Genomic DNA, 17,681 nt, shown 5'->3' with positions numbered 1-17,681 from the left:
GATGCGCAGATTCAATAAGTTAGAGCGACCTTTGTGCGTCCAAATGGACGCACGGCGCTCTGGAGCATTTCCTGTTTTGATTGAATCATTGGAAATGCTCTATCTGTTTGTTTTCACGCATTATCCGACGCATCGAAGCGGGATCAGAAATCAGTCCAGTGAACTGATTTCCCCGCGTAGACGCTTCGCACTTTTGCTGGAAATGCTCTAGCGGACACCCTGATCGATCCCTGCCCCGGCGCTCGACCTGACAAGGGCATCCAGAGCCATATTCATCGGCAAAGCCGATGAAAACAGGAAGCCCTGTCCGCTGTTGCAGCCGAGTTTACAAAGGGTGTCGCGGTCTTCCTCCGTTTCGATCCCTTCGGCAGTGACCTTGATGCCGAGGGCATCTCCCAGCTCCACCATGGCGCGCACGATGTGCTGATCGCCTTCGGATTCGGCGATACCTCGCACAAATACCTTGTCGATCTTGATCTTGGTGATGAGGCCCTTCTTCAAGGAAGCAAAGGTGGCAAAGCCGGTGCCGAAATCGTCAAGTGCAATGGAAACACCCGCGCTCGACAGGGCGCCGAGGCTGTCGCTCATCCCGCGCTGATCGAAGGGGGCCTCCTCCGTAATCTCGATTTCAAGCATGGAAATCGGCAGATCGCGTCTTTCCATCTGGGACAGGATTTCATGCGGAATGCGCCCGCCTGCCAATTCACGAGGGGAAAGGTTCATTGCGACTGTCAGATCATTGCGCCCGCCCTCGGTGAGCTTGTCGATCATCTCGCAACAATTGAAGAGCACATTGTGCGTGAGCTGTCGCACCACGCCCACTTCACAGGCAACGTCGATGATTTCCGGTGGAGGGATTGCGCCGTGCTGTGGATGATCCCAGCGCAGCAGAGCCTCGAAACCAATCATACGCCCGCTGGAAAGTTCGACCACCGGTTGGAAGTAAGTTTGTATCTGTCCGGTTTCGATCGCGATACGCAGATCACGCTCGATGCTCTGTTTACGCTCCCACTCATGCTGAAGGCGCTTCTCGAAAAAGTAATACTCGTTGCGGCCGCGTTTTTTGGCCGCGTAAAGTGCGAAATCGGCCCGCAGCAGCATTTCAACCGGATCAAGACGCTCAAGCCGGCAGATGCCGACACAAGCACCGATTTCGACCGACAGAATACCCTGATAATGGGCGGTCAAACTACCGATAATGCGCGCGGCCACCAGTCCAGCCTCGATCTTCGCCGCCGGCTCGGGATAAAGAAGTATGAACTCATCGCCACCAATGCGCGCCAAAACGGATCGCTCGGGCGAAACCTGCCGGATGCGCTGCGCAATGGCGACAAGGAGATCATCGCCTATCTTGTGGCCATAGGTATCGTTGACGGATTTGAACCCGTCGAGATCGATCAGCATGACGATGAACGGGCCGTCCTTCACCGGAAACAGGCGAATGGACGTTTCAAGACCACGTCGGTTGAAGAGCCCCGTCAGCGGATCTTCCTGGGACTTGAGCGCCATTTCATCGGCCGTCTGCTTGGCCTCGTGCTTCAGTCGGCTGGTTTCGATAAACCTGTGCTGCCCAAGCAGTGCGCCGCGGGTGATTCCGAACCAGAAAAGAACGACCGAAAAAGCAAGCACGCCGTGCTGCAGATCGGCCTGTAAAGCCAGGCAAACTGCCGTCACGACAAGCGGTAGCGTTATGAAATTGATTGCCACGGCAGCATAGGAGGAACCGTAGGTAACGGCGCCCGCGCAAATACCGGCAAGAATGACCAGATATACCGACGATTGCGGGTCCGTGTATCCATGGGAAAGAACTGCAACGCCGGCCCATAGCAGGCCCGACAAGGCCGCGAGCAACTGGAACCGAGTGAGCTGGCGCTGTAAAACAGCAACATCTTCAACGGGCGCAGCCGAACTCCGGTAGTAGGCTATTGCATCGATGAAGCGCAGTGCGTTGATGATATTGACCAGCACAAACCAGACAATGGATACCCGGAAGTGCCCTTCTGCCACCTGAACCAGCAAAATGAGCATCGACAGAATCGTGCTGATGGGCATCGAGAAGCGTGTGCCCTCGCAAATGTCCCTGAGCTGGTCCGCGAGTATCTTGTCGGTTATCGGGCTGTTTTGCCTGCCATATGCCGACCTGGCCAGTTGAAGCCAGTATGCTGTCCTCGACCCCATTTATACGCCACCACCGGCCAGAGCACGTTCAGCTTTTTCCAATCGGGAACGCCCCTCCAGTTCCTGGCCGAAAAGGAATGGCAGCAAACCTGCCCCCCGACTTGCAAGTATAACATGCATACAATCTAAAATGCCAATAGCGTAATGGTTCAATCAATACGATACTTGGGGCAATACGACACTTCGGCGGAGGCGGCACATCGCCCGACGTGCCGCTTTCAGAGCATTTTCAATAATCCAGACAAAACCGGAACGGCTCTCGCAGAAAATTATTCGGTCTGCGAGACTTCCGCGGTCAGCAGCAGCTTGTCGATCCGGCGTCCGTCGAGATCGACTATTTCGAACACCCAACCGTTCTTGGTGAAGGTTTCACCCACATCCGGCAGATGCTTCATCTCCTCAAGCGCCAGCCCGGCAACTGTATTGTATTCCGCATCCTCATCGATAGGGAAACGCAGGAATTCCGAAAACTCGTCAATTGGCATCCAGCCCGAGACGAGGTAAGAACCATCCGCCCGGCGCACGATGGCTTTCTCCTCGACATGATCCTCCTGCATGGCGCCGATGATCGCTTCCATCACATCGCCTGCGGTGACCACCCCTTCGAAATGGCCATATTCATCATAGACGAGCACCATATGGGTGGGCGTGCCGCGAATAGCCTCCACCACATCAAGCGCATCGGAAAAGTCCGACACGACCGGAACATCCCTGACGATCTCGCGCAGATTGACACTGCCCTTGGAGGATAGCTGGTTGAAGAAGTCGCGCACTTGCAAAACGCCGATCACTTCGTCGGAATTCTCGCCGCGCACTGGAAGACGGGAGCGACCGGTATTGCGCAGTTGCTCGCGGATTTGCTCGAAACTGTCGTCTACATCGATCATTTCGACATCCATGCGCGGCGTCATAAGCCCGCGCGCCGTTCGGTCGGCCAGACGCATCACACCCGCAATCATGCGGGATTCCCCGGTTTCAATCACACCTGCACTATGGGCCTCGGCGAGGACGGACTTGATCTCTTCATCGGTCACGCCGTCGCTCGACTTGCCCGACTGACCGAGCAGCTTCAGGACCAGACGTCCCGACATGTCCAGAAGCCAGACCAGAGGGGCGGCCGCCTTGGACAGCAGCGCCATCGTCGGGGCAACGCGGCTTGCAACCGCTTCCGGTTCACGCAACGCGATCTGCTTCGGTACGAGTTCGCCGACGATCAGCGACAGATAAGTGATGACCACAACAACCGAACCGACGCCGAGCGCATCGGCGAGAGCAGGCGAAAACCCCTGCCCCAGAAGCCAGCCGGAAAGGCGAGCGCCCAGCGTTGCGCCGGAAAACGCACCCGACAGAATGCCTACCAGTGTGATGCCGATCTGGACGGTGGACAGAAAACGACCGGGATTATCGGCAAGCTCAATGGCCATGCGGGCCCCCCGGCTACCCTTGTCGGCCATTACCCTCAGTCGTGCAGGGCGGGAGGACACCACTGCGAGCTCCGACATGGCGAGTACGCCATTGAGGATGGTCAACAGCACGACCGTAATTATTTCAAAATACAAAACTGCCCCTCAGGATCAGATATTCGGAATATAATGATAGAAAGGAACCGCCCCTCTTTCCAGAGGCAGCCGCATAAAATACTGCGATACTGTGATATTTGCAGTAGTGATAAGCTCTTTTCTAGAGCATTTCCAGCAAAAGTGCGAAGCGGTTTTGCGTAGGATAATGCGACGAAACCAATAGCTAGAGCGGTTCCGACGACTCCGTTTTAACCGGAACCGCTCTAGCCGTTAGCAAAAGGCTTTTCTCTTCGTTCCAGTAAATGATTCACAATGCAGGTAAAACTTTAAAATCGCCGTTTGGTCAGGCCAATTGCGTTCAATCGCAAAAAATCCGCAGATTCCAATCGCCGTTGCATGATATTTTCGCCGCCCTCACAAAACTGGCTTGACCAGAAACCGGCAGCCTTCTACTCCTTCATTCATAGGTGACGAAACTTTGCGCGAGGGAGGAAGCGCGATGGGAGCATTACCGTCAGCGACAGCGCGCGCGGATACCGCGCCTGTATTGCTTAAGCTCGATTCAGTTTCCAAAGAATTTCCGGGCGTCAAAGCCCTGTCGAATGTCAGCTTCGAATTGCGGGCGGGCGAAGTCCATGCCGTCTGCGGCGAGAATGGCGCTGGCAAATCGACCCTGATGAAAATCGTCAGCGGCGTCTATCAGCCGGACGGTGGAACGATCCATTATCGCAACCAAACTGTTCGCTTTGCCTCAACGCTTGAATCGGAAGCTGCAGGCATTGCCATCATCCATCAGGAACTGAACCTCGTTCCGCACTTAAGCGTTGCCGAGAACATCTATCTCGCCCGCGAGCCGAAACGCGGCTTCTTTGTCGACCGGCGTAAACTGAAGGAAGACGCTCAACACTGCCTCGACCGGCTTGGCGTCAAGATTGATCCGTCTGCGCAGGTGCTGAACCTGTCGGTGGCCCAATGCCAGATGGTTGAAATCGCCAAGGCTCTCTCGCTCAATGCCTCCGTCCTTATCATGGACGAACCGACCTCCTCGCTGACCGAGCAGGAAGCGCAGCTTCTGTTCAAGGTCATCCGTGAACTGAAAGCGCAAGGCACCGGTATCGTCTATATTTCGCATCGTCTCGATGAAATGGCGGAGATCGTCGACCGCGTCACCATCCTGCGCGACGGACGCTATGTCTGGACTAAGGACTTTGACGCTGTGACCGTCGATGAAATCGTGGCCGGGATGGTCGGGCGCTCGCTTGATGAAAAGTTTCCGGAACCGACAAGAAAACCAACGGAGGAAGTCATTTTCTCGGTTGCGGGGCTCACACGGAGCGGCGTCTTCGAGAATATCGGCTTTGAACTCAGGCGCGGAGAAATCCTTGGCTTTGCCGGGCTGATGGGCGCGGGACGCACGGAAGTGGCACGCGCGATCTTCGGCGCCGATCCGCATGACGCCGGAACAATCGTGCTTGAAGGCGAAACGCTTTCCATATCCAGCCCGCGCGACGCTATCGAGGCAGGCATCGCCTATCTGTCGGAAGACCGCAAGGCGCAAGGACTGGCGGTCAAGATGCCGGTCGATGCCAATCTAACGCTCGCCAATATGGAAGCGGTCAGCAGTTCCTATGGTGTGATTGATTTCGAACGGCAGCGGCAGGCGAGCCAACGCTATGTCGATCTTCTCAACATCAAGACGCCGGGACTGGCCCAGCCGGTTCGTCTGCTTTCGGGCGGCAATCAGCAGAAGATCATCATCGGCAAATGGCTGTTCCGCGAGCCGCGCATCATGTTCTTCGACGAACCGACGCGGGGCATTGATGTCGGCGCAAAATTCGCGATCTACCAGATCATGGATGAACTGGCGGCAAGGGGCATCGGCATCGTGCTGATCAGCTCGGAACTGCCGGAAATTCTCGGGCTTTCGGATCGCGTCGCAGTCTTTCACGAGGGACGCATCACTGCTGTCCTGAACACGGCTGCGACATCGCAGGAAGAAATCATGACTTATGCCTCCGGTCGGGGCCGGCAGGACAAATGAGGACGCAGTAATGGCCGAAATCACTACGGACAAGCCCCAGCAGACGGCAAAATCCAAGGGGCTCAGCGACCGTCAGAAGGATATCATCCAGAAATTTGCGGCTGTCGGCAGCCTTATCATTCTGGCAGCGATCTTTTCCGTCACCAGCAGCGCCTTCATGACCGTCAACAACGCGATGACCATCGCCTTGCAGGTGACGTCGATCGCATTTCTCGGCATCGGCGCGACCTATGTCATCATTACCGGCGGCATCGATCTTTCGGTCGGTTCGGTTCTGGCGCTTGCCGGTGTTGTGGCCGCGCTTGCCGTCAAGGACCTTTCGCTGCCCATCCCGCTCGCCATGCTGCTCGGCATATTGACGGGATCGCTCTGCGGTCTCATCAATGGCGTCGTCATCACCAAGCTGAAGCTGCCGCCCTTCATCGCCACGCTCGGCATGATGCTGATCGCGCGCGGTGTCGCCCTTCAGATCACCGGTGCACGCGCCGTTTCCGGCCTTGGCGAATCCTTCGGCGTGCTGGGCAACGGCTCGCTGTTTCGCATCGAGAGTATTGACGAACAGGGCTTTCCGGTCGTCACCTTTCCCGGCATTCCCTACCCGGTGGTGCTGATGATCGTGATCGCGATTGCGGCAGCGCTCGTGTTGAACCGCACGGTGCTCGGCCGGCACATCTATGCCATCGGGTCGAATGCGGAGGCAGCACGGCTTTCTGGCGTCAATGTCGCCCGCGTGACGGCCTTCACTTATGTCGTTTCGGGAACGCTGGCGGGTCTGACGGGCTGCGTTCTCATGTCCCGCCTCGTGACTGCACAGCCCAATGAAGGCGTCGCCTACGAGCTGGATGCGATTGCGAGCGCGGTCATCGGCGGCACATCGCTGATCGGTGGCGTCGGCACGATTTCGGGCACGTTCATCGGCTCGTTCGTCATCGGAATCTTGCGGAACGGCCTCAACATGAACGGCATTTCCGCTTTCACACAGCAGATCATCATCGGCCTCGTCATTCTGGTCACGGTATGGATCGACCAGATGCGCAACCGCCGATGAGAGGGGAGACGGAATGCGTCAGGCATTCCGGAAAAGGGTAGAGCCAAGAGCTCGATAACAGGAGGAAAACATGCGTAAACTGGTTTCTGCATTGATGGCTTCGGCCTTTGTGCTTGCTGGAGCGGCAGGCGCTTCGGCGGGCGAAATCGCCGTTATCGTGAAGACCGTGAATTCGACTTTCTGGCAGAACGTCCAGAAGGGTGCCGAAGCTGCGATCAAGGATTCCAAGGATCACACCATGACCTTTCAGGGTCCGGCGGCTGAATCGGCCATCGCCGATCAGGTGAACATGGTGGAAAATGCCGTGAACCGCAAAGTGGATGCAATCCTGCTTGCCCCGTCCGATCCGGACGCGCTGACGCCTGCCGTAAAGAAGGCGTGGGAAGCCCGCATTCCGGTCGTCATCATCGACTCGCAGCTCGCCGATGGCAGCGACAAATACTACCAGTCGTTCCTCGCCACCGATAACCGCAAGGCCGGTGAAGCCGCAGCCAAGGCCCTGATCGACAAGGCAGGCACGACCGGCAAGATCGCCGTCATGTCCTATGTTGCAGGCGCTGGCTCGGAAATCGGTCGTGTCGGCGGCTTCGTGGATTACATCAAGGCCAATTCCAAGCTGGAAATCGTGGGCCCCTACTATTCGCAGTCGCAGATGGCGACTGCCCTCAACCAGACCACCGACGTTCTGGCGGCCAATGGCGATCTCGTCGGCATCTTCGGCGCCAACGAGCCGACCGCCATCGGCATGGGCCGCGCGATCAAGCAGGCAGGCAAGTCCGGCAAGCTGACCGCCATCGGCTTTGATGGCAATCAGGACCTGCAGGAATTCGTCAAGGACGGCACGCTCAACGCCATCGTCGTTCAGGGTTCCTACCAGATGGGCGAAAAGGGCATTGAAACCCTGCTGAAGGTGCTGAACAAGGAAAAGGTCGAGAAGGTTGTCGATACGGGCGCCGTTGTCGTGACCAAGGACAATATCGACCAGCCGGAAGCCAAGAACGTGCTTTATTGAGCCAAGGCAGCTTAAATGCGTGAAAGGGAGGCGAAAGCCTCCCTTTTGTTTTTGCACATTATCCAACGCAAAACCGCTTCGCACTTTTGCTGGAAATGCTCTGTTAGCGACCGTTCTGCTCGCGCCAGTTCTGGAACTTGTGCTCGGTCTCTTCCTTCGTGCATGGATAGAGTCCGACAATGGTGGCCCCGTTCAGCACTTCTTCCAGCACGAAATCCTCATAGGTTTCCATGCCTATGCATTCCGCTGCAATTTCATCGGCAAGATGAGCCGGAATGACCATCACGCCATCGGCATCTCCCACCAGCACATCACCTGGAAACACCGCCGCATCACCGCAGGCGATCGGCACATTGATGTCCACCGCCTCATGCAGCGTCAGATTGGTCGGTGCGGAAGGCTTTGCGCAATAGGCCGGCATATCAAGCTCGCCGATCCCGCTGACATCGCGAAAGCCGCCGTCTGAAACAATGCCCGCCGCGCCGCGCAAGGCGAGCCTTGTCACGAGGATCGATCCGGCTGTGGCCGCACGCGCATCCTTGCGCGCATCCATCACCAGCACGCAACCGGGCGGACAGGTCTCTATCGCGACGCGTTGTTTGTGGTCCGGATTGCGGAAAACCGTGATGGGGTTGCGGTCCTCCCGCGCCGGGATGTAGCGCAATGTGAAGGCCTGACCGACCATATTCTCGCGCTTTCGCGCCACCGGCAGCACGCCTTGAATGAACTGGTTGCGCAGGCCACGCTTGTAAAGCGCCGTTGCAACGGACGCCGTCGAAACCGTCTTCAGCTTCACCCGCGTTTCCTCGGAAAGCACATAATCTGACATCGAGGCTGCCTCTCAATAAATGACCGGTTCGTCGACAGGACGGCCGAAATCGGTTTTCAGGAAGTCGAAATCGCAGCCCTTGTCGGCCTGTTCGACATGCTTGGAAAAGACAAAGCCGTAGCCGCGCTCATATTTGGGTGGTGGCGTCTGCCAGGCTGCACGCCGTGCTGCCAGTTCCTCATCCGAAACCAGCATGTTGAGACTGCGGGCTGGAATGTCGAGCTCGACCATATCGCCGGTCTTCAACAGGGCAAGAGGGCCGCCGATGAAGGATTCCGGCGCAACATGCAGAACACAGGCACCGAAACTGGTTCCCGACATACGCGCATCCGAAATACGCACCATGTCGCGCAGCCCAAGCTTCAACAGCGCTTTCGGCATGGGGATCATGCCCCATTCCGGCATGCCCGGCCCGCCCTGCGGACCCGCATTGCGCAGCACCAGAACCGTGTCCGGCGTCATCGGATAATCCGGATCGTCGATGATCTTCTTCAGGTCCGGGTAGCTGTCCGCGACAAGCGCCGGGCCTTTGTGGCGATGAAAGCGGGGATCGCAGGCTGCGGGCTTTATCACTGCGCCATCGGGACAAAGATTGCCTTTCAGCACCGCAAGCGAACCCTCATGATAGACCGGATTGGAAAGCGGGCGGATCACATCCTCGTTCCAGATGTGAGCCTCTTCCAGACCATCGGTCAGCGGCTTGCCGGTCACGATGACTGCGGAAGGATCAAGCTTGTCTCCAAGCTGCCGCATCAACGCCCGCAGCCCGCCTGCATAATAGAAATCCTCCATCAGATAGGTCGTGCCGGAAGGCCGGATATTGGCGATCACAGGCGTCGTGCGTCCGATACGGTCGAGATCGTCCAGTTCCAGCGGCACGCCCGCCCGGCGCGCCATCGCGATCAGATGGATGATGGCATTTGTCGAACAACCCGTCGCCATTGCGACAGTGACCGCATTGGTGATCGCGGCGGGCGTCATGATCTTTTCCGGCGTCAGGTCTTCCCAAACCATCTCGACGATACGACGGCCGCATTGCGTGGACATGCGCTGGTGATTGGCATCTGCAGCCGGGATCGATGATGCACCGGGAAGCGTCAGCCCCATGGCTTCGGCAATCGCGGTCATGGTCGATGCGGTTCCCATGGTCATGCAATGGCCGTAGGACCGGGCGATGCCGCCTTCGATCCCCTGCCATTCCTCCTTGGAAATGGTGCCTGCGCGGCGCTCGTCCCAATATTTGAAGCCATCCGTACCGGAACCCAGATATTTACCGGCATAATTGCCGCGCAACATCGGCCCGGCTGGCAGGAAGATGAACGGCAGTCCCATACTGACCGCACCCATGACGAGGCCCGGCGTGGTCTTGTCACAGCCGCCCATCAGCACCGCGCCGTCGATCGGATGCGAGCGCAGCAGTTCCTCGGTCTCCATCGCCAGCAGGTTGCGATAAAGCATGGTTGTCGGTTTCACGAAGTTTTCCGACAGCGACAATGCAGGCAGTTCCATCGGGAAGCCGCCCGCCTGCAGGATGCCGCGCTTGACCCACTCCACCCGATCCTTGAAATGCATGTGGCACGGCTGGGCCTCGGACCATGTATTTATGATGGCGATGATCGGACGACCTTCCCAGTCAACCGGGTCGTATCCCATCTGCATGGTTCGCGAACGATGGCCGAACGATCGTTGGTCATCGGGCAGCATCCAGCGCGCCGAACGCAGATCGCCATAGGTCTTCCTGGTCATTTCCCTACCTTCCCGATCAGAATAGATGCCGAAGAGCGCAAAGCGGCCTCCGGATAGAATTCGGTTCAAAACAATCATTCCGAAGCGTCCGCGCGACCACGTTAGACGCCCTTCATCCGGGTCACCGGAGCCCCGGCAACAGACGCCTGCGCCAGAAACACGCCCCCCGACCGAGGGGCCGTCTCCAGAGTCGCTTCCGGCAACTGACGATGCGAGGTGATGGCCAGAAGCGTCAGATCAGACCCGCAAAAGCAGGGCATTGTCGGAGCCGGAACCGGGACCGGGACTTTTTCAAGCAGATTGCCCTCGCGGTCGAAGCGGTTCAGGACACCGGCAGACACGCCCGCGCTCCAATAGGCACCCTCGGCATCGCAGGCACCGCCATCCGGCCTGCCGCTCAGTTCATCGAGATCACAAATGCGCTTGCGCCCGCTTATATTGCCGCTTTCCGGATCGAAGTTGTAACGATCGATCCACGGCCCGCGCGAATCCGTATGGAACATGGTTCTGCCATCTGCCGTCCAGGCGAGACCGTTCGAAATCTCGAAACCTTCGGCCTTCACCGATGCATTGCCGTCACCCGTCACCCGGTAGAGCCGCGATATAGTTTCACGCTGCGGACGGCCATCCATACTGCCGATCCAGAATGCACCGTCGGGACCGACCTTGCCGTCGTTGAGGCGGGAGGTGGCTGGCTCGTCATAGGCGGACCACAGCGGTTCCTGACTGCCGGTTTCAGGATCGAACAGAACGAGTTGGCGTGAAAGCGCCACCACGAGACGTCCGCTTTCGGTCAATCCAAGGCTCGCCACCTGACTTACAAAGGTCCATTCACGAAGCACGCCCCGACCGGTATCTATGTCGGCGTCAATATCGATTTCATATATGCGGCGCCCGTATATATCGCAGACGAAAAGTGTTCGCCTGCGGTCATCCCAGACCGGACTTTCCATCAATTGCCCGCGCAGATCGGCTATGCAGCGAAACGGTCCCATCATTCAGCCCCCATCATTCAGCCTTTGTTTTCCGCCGGATGACATCGGGATGATCGAGCACGAAATCGGAGAGTTCCAGTCCGAGACCTGCCCCCTCGAACGGGTAGATCACGCCGTTCTCGATACGCGGCATCACAGTCACCAGATCGCGATACCAGGACGTGTAATAGGCGCGGACGGATTCCTGATAGATCGCATTCGGCGCGTTGAGCGACAGGTGAATGGAGGCTGCAAACACCACCGGGCCGGTGCAGTCATGCGGCGCAATGGGGCGCTGGAATGCCTCGGCCATGGTGGCGATCTTTTTCGCCTCCGAAAGCCCGCCGCACCAGGAAATATCGAGCATCACATAATCGGAAGCATCGGCGCGCAGGACATCGAGGAATTGTGCCCGCGTCGCCATGGTTTCGCTTGCGCAGACGGGGATGCCGGACTGGCGCGCATAAACGGCCAGCGCCTGCGGGTTCATCATCTTGATCGGGTCTTCCGACCAGAAAGGCCTGAAAGCTTTCAATTCGCGCGCGATGGCCAGAGCCGACGTCAGGTCCCACATGGAGTGGAACTCGACCATGATTTCCATCCGGTCGCCCACCGCATCGCGTATCTGGCGAAACGGTTCCAGCGCCTTGTCGAGATCGCCAGCATGGATAAAGTTTCCGCCGGATGCGACGGCGAACGGGTCAAAAGGCCATATTTTCATGGCCGTGATGCCTTCCGACAAAAGGCTTTCGGCAAGCGCGCCTGCATCCCTGTGAAAGGCAAGCTGGTCCTCGTAGGGGCCTTCCTTCGCCTCGTCGGCATCACCAATATAACGGCGTGCACCGCTCTTGTTATAAGTGTAACCGGCGCAGGTGTTGTAGGTCCGGATCGATTGTCGAGACAAGCCGCCGAGCAACTGGTGGATCGGCTGGCCAGTCACCTTGCCGAATATATCCCACAGCGCAATGTCGATTGCCGAGGCAGCGCGGATTTCCACGCCCGACGACCGAAAGCCGACATAGGGCTCCAGCAGCAATTTAGAGATACGGTCGATCTCCAACGGGTTCTGGCCAACAAGCAGCGGCGCTATATCGCAGTGGATATAGGCCGCGACCGCATTCGCGCCGCGGAAAGTCTCACCAAGCCCAACAATGCCTTCATCCGTATGGATTTGCACCCACACTATGTTGTTGAGGTGCGGAAGCTGCACCGTTTCGATAGCCGTGATTTTCATTCTATTGTGCCTCAATGCGCGGATGGTTGACGGTTACGCGCAACGATCTGCGTCGGATTGACGAAGCGCAGTGCCAGAAGCAGCCACACCAGCGAGGTGACCATGTAAATGACCGCCATGGCGTCGATGGACTGGACAGAGCGGACCCCGGCAGCGAACACCGAGTAATAAAGCGCAACCACGAGCGTTTGCGATGTCGGCCCCGCGGTCAGGAAGGTCAGCTCGAACATAGCCACCGTGCGCACCAGAACCAGAAGCATGGCCGCGAGCACGCCCGGCATCAGCATCGGCAGAAGCACATGGATGAAGAGCTTGAACGTGCCTGCGCCGAACACGCGCGCCGCTGCCTCGACCTTCGGGTCGATCTGCTCGATGAAGGGGATCATTACCAGAATGACGAAGGGCACCGTCGGCACGAGATTGGCGAGAACGACGCCCCAGAACGTGCCACCCACGCCGAACTTGTAAAGCACGGTCGCCAGCGGAATGCCGAAGGTAATCGGCGGCACCAGAAGCGGCAGCAGGAAGATCAGAAGCACAAGCTTCTTGCCCGGAAAATCACGGCGCGCCATGGCATAAGCTGCCATTACGCCCAGAATGCCCGACAGGATCACCACGGCAAAGACGACCTGAAAAGTGACCAGAAGCACCTGATCGAGCTGGAATTCAGCCCAGGCCGCCGCATACCAGCGCGTGGTAAAAGCATCCGGCAGCCATGTGCCGAGCCAGCGCGTGCCGAAACTGGAAACCACCACGGCAGTGATGACCGCCAGAACATTCAGCACGAAGAAGCCGGTCACAAGCCAGACAAGGGTGATCCAGAGCTTGGAAAGTATGGAAGTATCGCGGATCATGACCTATCCCTTTCCGCCGGCGGTGGAACCGCGATAGAAGAGCGAACGCACGCCCAGAAGCGCACCGACCACGAGCAATTGCACCGCTGCCATGATCATGGCGATGGATGAAGCCATGGAGTCGTCATATTGCTCGAAGGCCGCCTGCGCTGCGGCAATCGAGATCACGCGCGTCGGCCCCGAAGGCGCACCCAACAGGACGGCAGACGGGAACACGGCAAAGGCCTGCACGAAGGTGAGGCAGGCCGCGACGACCAGTCCCGGCACCAGCAGGGGCAGCATGACATGGCGGAAGCGCTGCCAGCTATTGGCGCCGTGGGTGGCGGCGGCGCGTTCAAGCGCGGGATCGATGCCGGTTATGTAAGAAAGCGTCAGCAGGAAGGTGAACGGGAACACCGTGATGACCAGCGACGCAAAGACACCCCAGTAATTGTTGGTGAGTTTCAACGGGCTGTCGATCAGGCCGATAGTGATCAGTGTGCGGCTGAACCAGCCCTGCGGCCCCAAGTAATTCAGCAGACCTTCCGCGATCAAAACAGTACCGAGTGTTACCGGCAGAACGAGGATCGTCGTCAGCAGGCGCTGGCGCGGCATCAGGCGCACGCGCATGGCAATGGGAACCGCGAAAAGTACACTGATGATGGTGACGGGAACCGCCAGCCACAGCGTCGCGCCGATGGTTTTGTAGAGATAGGGATCGGAGAAGAACTTGCGGTAATTGGCCAGCGCCCCACCGCCATCGAGCGGATTGAACGACAGGACCAGCCCGTAAAGAAACGGGTAGATGAAGACGCCCACCACAAAAAGCAGCGCGGGCAGGATCAGAAGGGTAACGCCGTCGAAGCCGCGATTGGCGAGGCGTTGTCGCAAGTTGGGCCGCAAATCGGGCTTGAGCGGCGCATCTGCATAACTCTCTACCGCCATTGGTCAGCCCTCCGCCGGAAAAACCAGCGCATGGCCAGCATCGACGCCCAGCACAATGCGGCTGCCGGGTTCCACGCCCTGCGGCCCATGGAAGACGAGCTCCATCCCGGTTTCGGTACGGGCCGTGCCGACATATTCGCGCCCACGATATTCGATGGTCTCGACGGTCGCCTGCAGATCGTTGCGGTGACCAGAACCCGACACGACATCATCGCCGCGGGCCATCAACACGGCATCGTCGCCCGGCTTAAGCTCATCCATCGCACGGCCAACGAGTTCGCTTCCGGCAACGGCAATAACCGCCTGCCCGTTTTCGACGCGCACAACCTTGCCCGGCAAAGCGTTGCGGAAGCCCATGAAGGCGGCAACATCGCGATAGCGCGGCTCTTCGTAAAGATCATGCGGCTTGCCGACCTGGCGGATTTCACCATCGCGCAGGACCACGATGCGGTCGGCGAGCGACAGGGCTTCATCCTGATCGTGGGTCACATAGATCGTCGTCGAGCCAAGCTGGTTATGAATACGGCGAATTTCGGCCCGCATCTCAAGGCGCAGCTTCGCATCGAGATTGGAAAGCGGCTCATCCATGAGAACCACAGGCGGTTCGATGACGATGGCGCGGGCAATCGCCACGCGCTGCTGCTGACCGCCGGAGAGCTGTCCGGGCAGTTTTTCTTCCTGTCCTTGCAGGCGCACCAAAGCCAATGCAGCCCGCGCGCGCTTTTCGATCTCGCTCTTTGCCAGACCGCGCATCTTGAGGCCAAAACCGACATTCTGCAGAACATTCATATGCGGAAACAGCGCATAGTTCTGGAATACCATGCCGAAGCCACGATCCTCCGGCTTAAGCTGGTCGACGCGACGGTTGTCGATATAGATACCACCACCCGTCGTACCAAGAAGACCGGCAATGCAATTGAGAGCCGTCGATTTTCCGCAGCCGGAAGGGCCGAGAAGTGCAATGAATTCGCCTTTCCGAATGGTGAGGTTGATTTCCCTCAGCGCATTGAAAGTTCCGAATGATCGGCTCATCCGGTCTAGCCGGAGTTCTTGAAAGGACATTGACGCAAACACCATGATTTAGAATTGGCGACTATCAGCGGCCAATGGCGAGCCGTTCACGGCTCGCCACCCACCCGGCCTTGGTCAATCAGCCAGCGGCGACGTCTTCGTCCCAGCGACGGAATGCAGCGACCAGCGCCTCCGGTTCGAGCGGCAGCTCGATCGGATTGTTGGCGATCCACTCGGCATATTCCGGACGGCCGAACTCAGCGATAATGTTCTGGCTTTCCTTGGGCGCCATTTCGATGGTGACGTCCTTCACCGCAGGGCCCGGATAGAAATAGCCGGCATCATAGGAATAGGCCTGCTGGTCGGGCTTGAGCGAGAACTTGATGAACTCCATCAGCACCGCGACCTTTTCCTCGGACACGCCCTTGGGAATGGCGAAATAATGCGCATCGCAAACCCAGTGGAAACCTTCCAGCTTGCTGACACCCATCTCCTTCGGCACCACGCCGAGCGCACGCGGATTGATGTCCCAGCCGGTGGTCGTCACCGTCATATCGCGCGTGCCCTCGCCCAGTTCCTTCATGAGCGCGCCTGTGCCTGCCGGGTAGTATTCGATATTCTTGTGCAGTTCCTTCAAATAGGCCCAGGTCTTGTCCCAGCCCTTGACCGGGTCCTTCGGATCGCTGTCACCCAGAAGATAGGGAAGCCCCATCAGGAAGGTGCGTCCCGGACCGGAATTGGCCGGGCGGGCATAGATGAACTTGTTTGGATTTTCCTTCGCCCAGGCCAGCAATTCTTCAGCGGTTTTGGGCGGCGTCTTCACCTTGTCGGGGTGAAATTCAAGCAAGGGGCCGGATGGATAATAGGACACCACGACGCCCTTACCCTTCGACATTTCCTGCATGCGCCACGCGGGTTCCAGATAGATATCCTGAAGTTTCGGCAGGCCGTTATCCGGCAGCGCAATAATGTCGGTCCATATATCGTCGGCAAGTCCGGCGGAAAGCGCATCCGGCCCGACGATCACCATATCGATATCGATCCGATTGGCGCGCTGCTGCGCCTTGATCTTCCCTGGCAGTTCGGGTGCCGGTGCCTTGTTGAAGGTGAAGCGCGAAACAAGCGCCTTTTGCTCAGCCGCGAAATTGTCGAAAATCGGCTGGGTCAAAGCCAGATTGCCTGCCGCATCGATGACGTTGAGCGCCACCGGCGAAGACGGCAGTTTCGCCGATTGTGCCCACGCACCTTTCGGCAGCATGATACCCATGCCGGTCGCAATCCCGGCTCCCGCCATGAATGTGCGGCGTGAAATTCCCTTATTCATGTTCTCCTCCACTTTTTGGTTTTCCGGCGCGTCCCTCTTCTCCCTGTCAGGACGCCCAGGTTTCATTTGTCAGACAATGCCATCAGTCTCCCAGCCCGAGACGATTTTCTGGAGCGTCTCGCGGTCATTCGTTTCAAGCTGCGGCAATCCGGGAAGTCGTACTTTGCCGACCCCAAATCCCTGAATTTGCAATGCTTCCTTAACAACTGTCACATTGGCGCCGTTGCGGTATTTGGTACGCATGGTCTCGAAATCGGCGATGCTCTCGACCACTGTCCGCGCTTTTGCGAAATCTCCTGCCTCCAGCGCATTCCAGACAGCAAGCGAGCGTTTCGGCGCGACATTGACGAGGCCCGACGTGAACCCGCGCCCACCAAGGGCATAGAATGGCAAGGCCCAGCTTTCCGCCAAGCCGCAGATCCAGGTCGCATCCATGCCCTTCGTCGCCCGGCAGCATTCGAAGAAAAGCATCGTGTTCTGCGATGCAAACTTGACGCCCGCGACCTTCGGATGGGTGGCAAGGCGCACCATCTCATCAAGCGGGATCAGGTCCGACCGGATGTAGGCAACAATAGGCAGGTCGATGGCTTCGGCAATCGCAATGAAATAGTCCACCTGCGCATGGGGCGCAGCGAAGGGATCGAGCGGATGATGGATCATCACGCCATCGGCTCCGGCTTTACCTGCCGCTCGTGCGACCTTGATCGCCTCACGCACCGAACGTCCGGCGGCAGCCGTTACAGCGGCTTTTCCGTCGACCGCAGCAATGGCAATCGCCTGCAGGCGAATGACTTCTTCCTCGGTGAGACTGTAAAATTCGCCGGTATTCCCGCCAGTGACGATATTATGAACACCCGCTTCAGCAATACGCTTAACGATTTTACCGGTCAGATCGGCATCGACCTCACCCTTTGCGTCATAGGCAGTCGCATGCACGCCCGAAATACCTCGAAGCACCCGGCGGTAGCCCGCTAAATCCATTCTTC

14 protein-coding genes are annotated in these 17,681 nt (G+C 58.2%); 3 read left to right on the top strand and 11 right to left on the bottom strand.

Annotation, left to right across the window (positions count from 1 at the left end; translation table 11 throughout):
* Nucleotides 1–207 precede the first annotated feature (207 nt).
* Both FIB18_RS12855 and FIB18_RS12850 read right to left on the bottom strand, forming a co-directional pair.
* Nucleotides 208–2,052: a putative bifunctional diguanylate cyclase/phosphodiesterase gene (locus tag FIB18_RS12855; RefSeq protein WP_235894889.1), complete on the bottom strand. Its 1,845-nt coding sequence runs from the start codon at nt 2,050–2,052 to the stop codon at nt 208–210.
* A gap of 395 nt (nt 2,053–2,447) precedes the next feature.
* On the bottom strand, nt 2,448–3,737 hold the full coding sequence (locus tag FIB18_RS12850; RefSeq protein WP_140021093.1) for a hemolysin family protein: 1,290 nt from the start codon (nt 3,735–3,737) through the stop codon (nt 2,448–2,450).
* A 460-nt stretch (nt 3,738–4,197) separates the two neighbouring features.
* Between FIB18_RS12850 and FIB18_RS12845 the strand changes: the two genes are divergently transcribed.
* The 3 genes from FIB18_RS12845 to FIB18_RS12835 all read left to right on the top strand — a co-directional run bounded on the left by FIB18_RS12845 (nt 4,198) and on the right by FIB18_RS12835 (nt 7,799).
* Nucleotides 4,198–5,739 (top strand): sugar ABC transporter ATP-binding protein, encoded by a 1,542-nt coding sequence (locus tag FIB18_RS12845; protein ID WP_140021092.1) that lies wholly within the window; start codon nt 4,198–4,200, stop codon nt 5,737–5,739.
* 10 nt (nt 5,740–5,749) lie between these two features.
* Nucleotides 5,750–6,787, top strand: a complete 1,038-nt coding sequence (locus FIB18_RS12840; protein ID WP_140021091.1) for an ABC transporter permease — start codon at nt 5,750–5,752, stop codon at nt 6,785–6,787.
* A gap of 70 nt (nt 6,788–6,857) precedes the next feature.
* Nucleotides 6,858–7,799 (top strand): ABC transporter substrate-binding protein, encoded by a 942-nt coding sequence (locus FIB18_RS12835; protein WP_109987463.1) that lies wholly within the window; start codon nt 6,858–6,860, stop codon nt 7,797–7,799.
* Nucleotides 7,800–7,902: 103 nt separating this feature from the next.
* Here the strand turns inward: FIB18_RS12835 and FIB18_RS12830 are convergent, their stop codons facing one another.
* From FIB18_RS12830 to FIB18_RS12790, 9 genes are all read right to left on the bottom strand, one after another.
* Entirely contained in the window at nt 7,903–8,628 is a 726-nt protein-coding gene (locus tag FIB18_RS12830) for a ribonuclease activity regulator RraA (RefSeq protein WP_140021090.1), read from the bottom strand.
* A gap of 12 nt (nt 8,629–8,640) precedes the next feature.
* The gene (gene araD, locus FIB18_RS12825; RefSeq protein WP_140021089.1) at nt 8,641–10,374 is read right to left on the bottom strand and encodes an L-arabinonate dehydratase; all 1,734 of its coding nucleotides are present in this window, start codon (nt 10,372–10,374) and stop codon (nt 8,641–8,643) included.
* Nucleotides 10,375–10,475: 101 nt separating this feature from the next.
* Entirely contained in the window at nt 10,476–11,372 is an 897-nt protein-coding gene (locus FIB18_RS12820) for an SMP-30/gluconolactonase/LRE family protein (RefSeq protein WP_140021088.1), read from the bottom strand.
* Nucleotides 11,373–11,382: 10 nt separating this feature from the next.
* Entirely contained in the window at nt 11,383–12,582 is a 1,200-nt protein-coding gene (locus FIB18_RS12815; protein WP_140021087.1) for a mandelate racemase/muconate lactonizing enzyme family protein, read from the bottom strand.
* Between the two features lie 11 nt (nt 12,583–12,593).
* Nucleotides 12,594–13,436: an ABC transporter permease gene (locus FIB18_RS12810; protein WP_140021086.1), complete on the bottom strand. Its 843-nt coding sequence runs from the start codon at nt 13,434–13,436 to the stop codon at nt 12,594–12,596.
* 3 nt (nt 13,437–13,439) lie between these two features.
* Nucleotides 13,440–14,360, bottom strand: coding sequence for an ABC transporter permease (locus FIB18_RS12805; protein WP_140021085.1), 921 nt, complete (start codon nt 14,358–14,360; stop codon nt 13,440–13,442).
* Nucleotides 14,361–14,363: 3 nt separating this feature from the next.
* Nucleotides 14,364–15,437 carry an ABC transporter ATP-binding protein gene (locus FIB18_RS12800; protein ID WP_174977423.1) on the bottom strand — a complete coding sequence of 358 codons (1,074 nt, stop codon included), beginning with the start codon at nt 15,435–15,437 and terminating at the stop codon, nt 14,364–14,366.
* 73 nt (nt 15,438–15,510) lie between these two features.
* Nucleotides 15,511–16,665 (bottom strand): extracellular solute-binding protein, encoded by a 1,155-nt coding sequence (locus tag FIB18_RS12795; RefSeq protein ID WP_235894895.1) that lies wholly within the window; start codon nt 16,663–16,665, stop codon nt 15,511–15,513.
* A gap of 99 nt (nt 16,666–16,764) precedes the next feature.
* Complete coding sequence (locus FIB18_RS12790; RefSeq protein ID WP_140021082.1) at nt 16,765–17,676, bottom strand: dihydrodipicolinate synthase family protein; 912 nt, start codon at nt 17,674–17,676, stop codon at nt 16,765–16,767.
* Between the last annotated feature and the right edge of the window lie 5 nt (nt 17,677–17,681).

Origin of the sequence: Brucella pecoris (genome assembly GCF_006376675.1) — a bacterium.
In the GTDB taxonomy this organism is placed as follows: domain Bacteria; phylum Pseudomonadota; class Alphaproteobacteria; order Rhizobiales; family Rhizobiaceae; genus Brucella; species Brucella pecoris.
The sequence above is the reverse complement of the archived record's forward strand: the minus strand, read 5'-3'. Positions and strand labels throughout refer to the sequence as shown.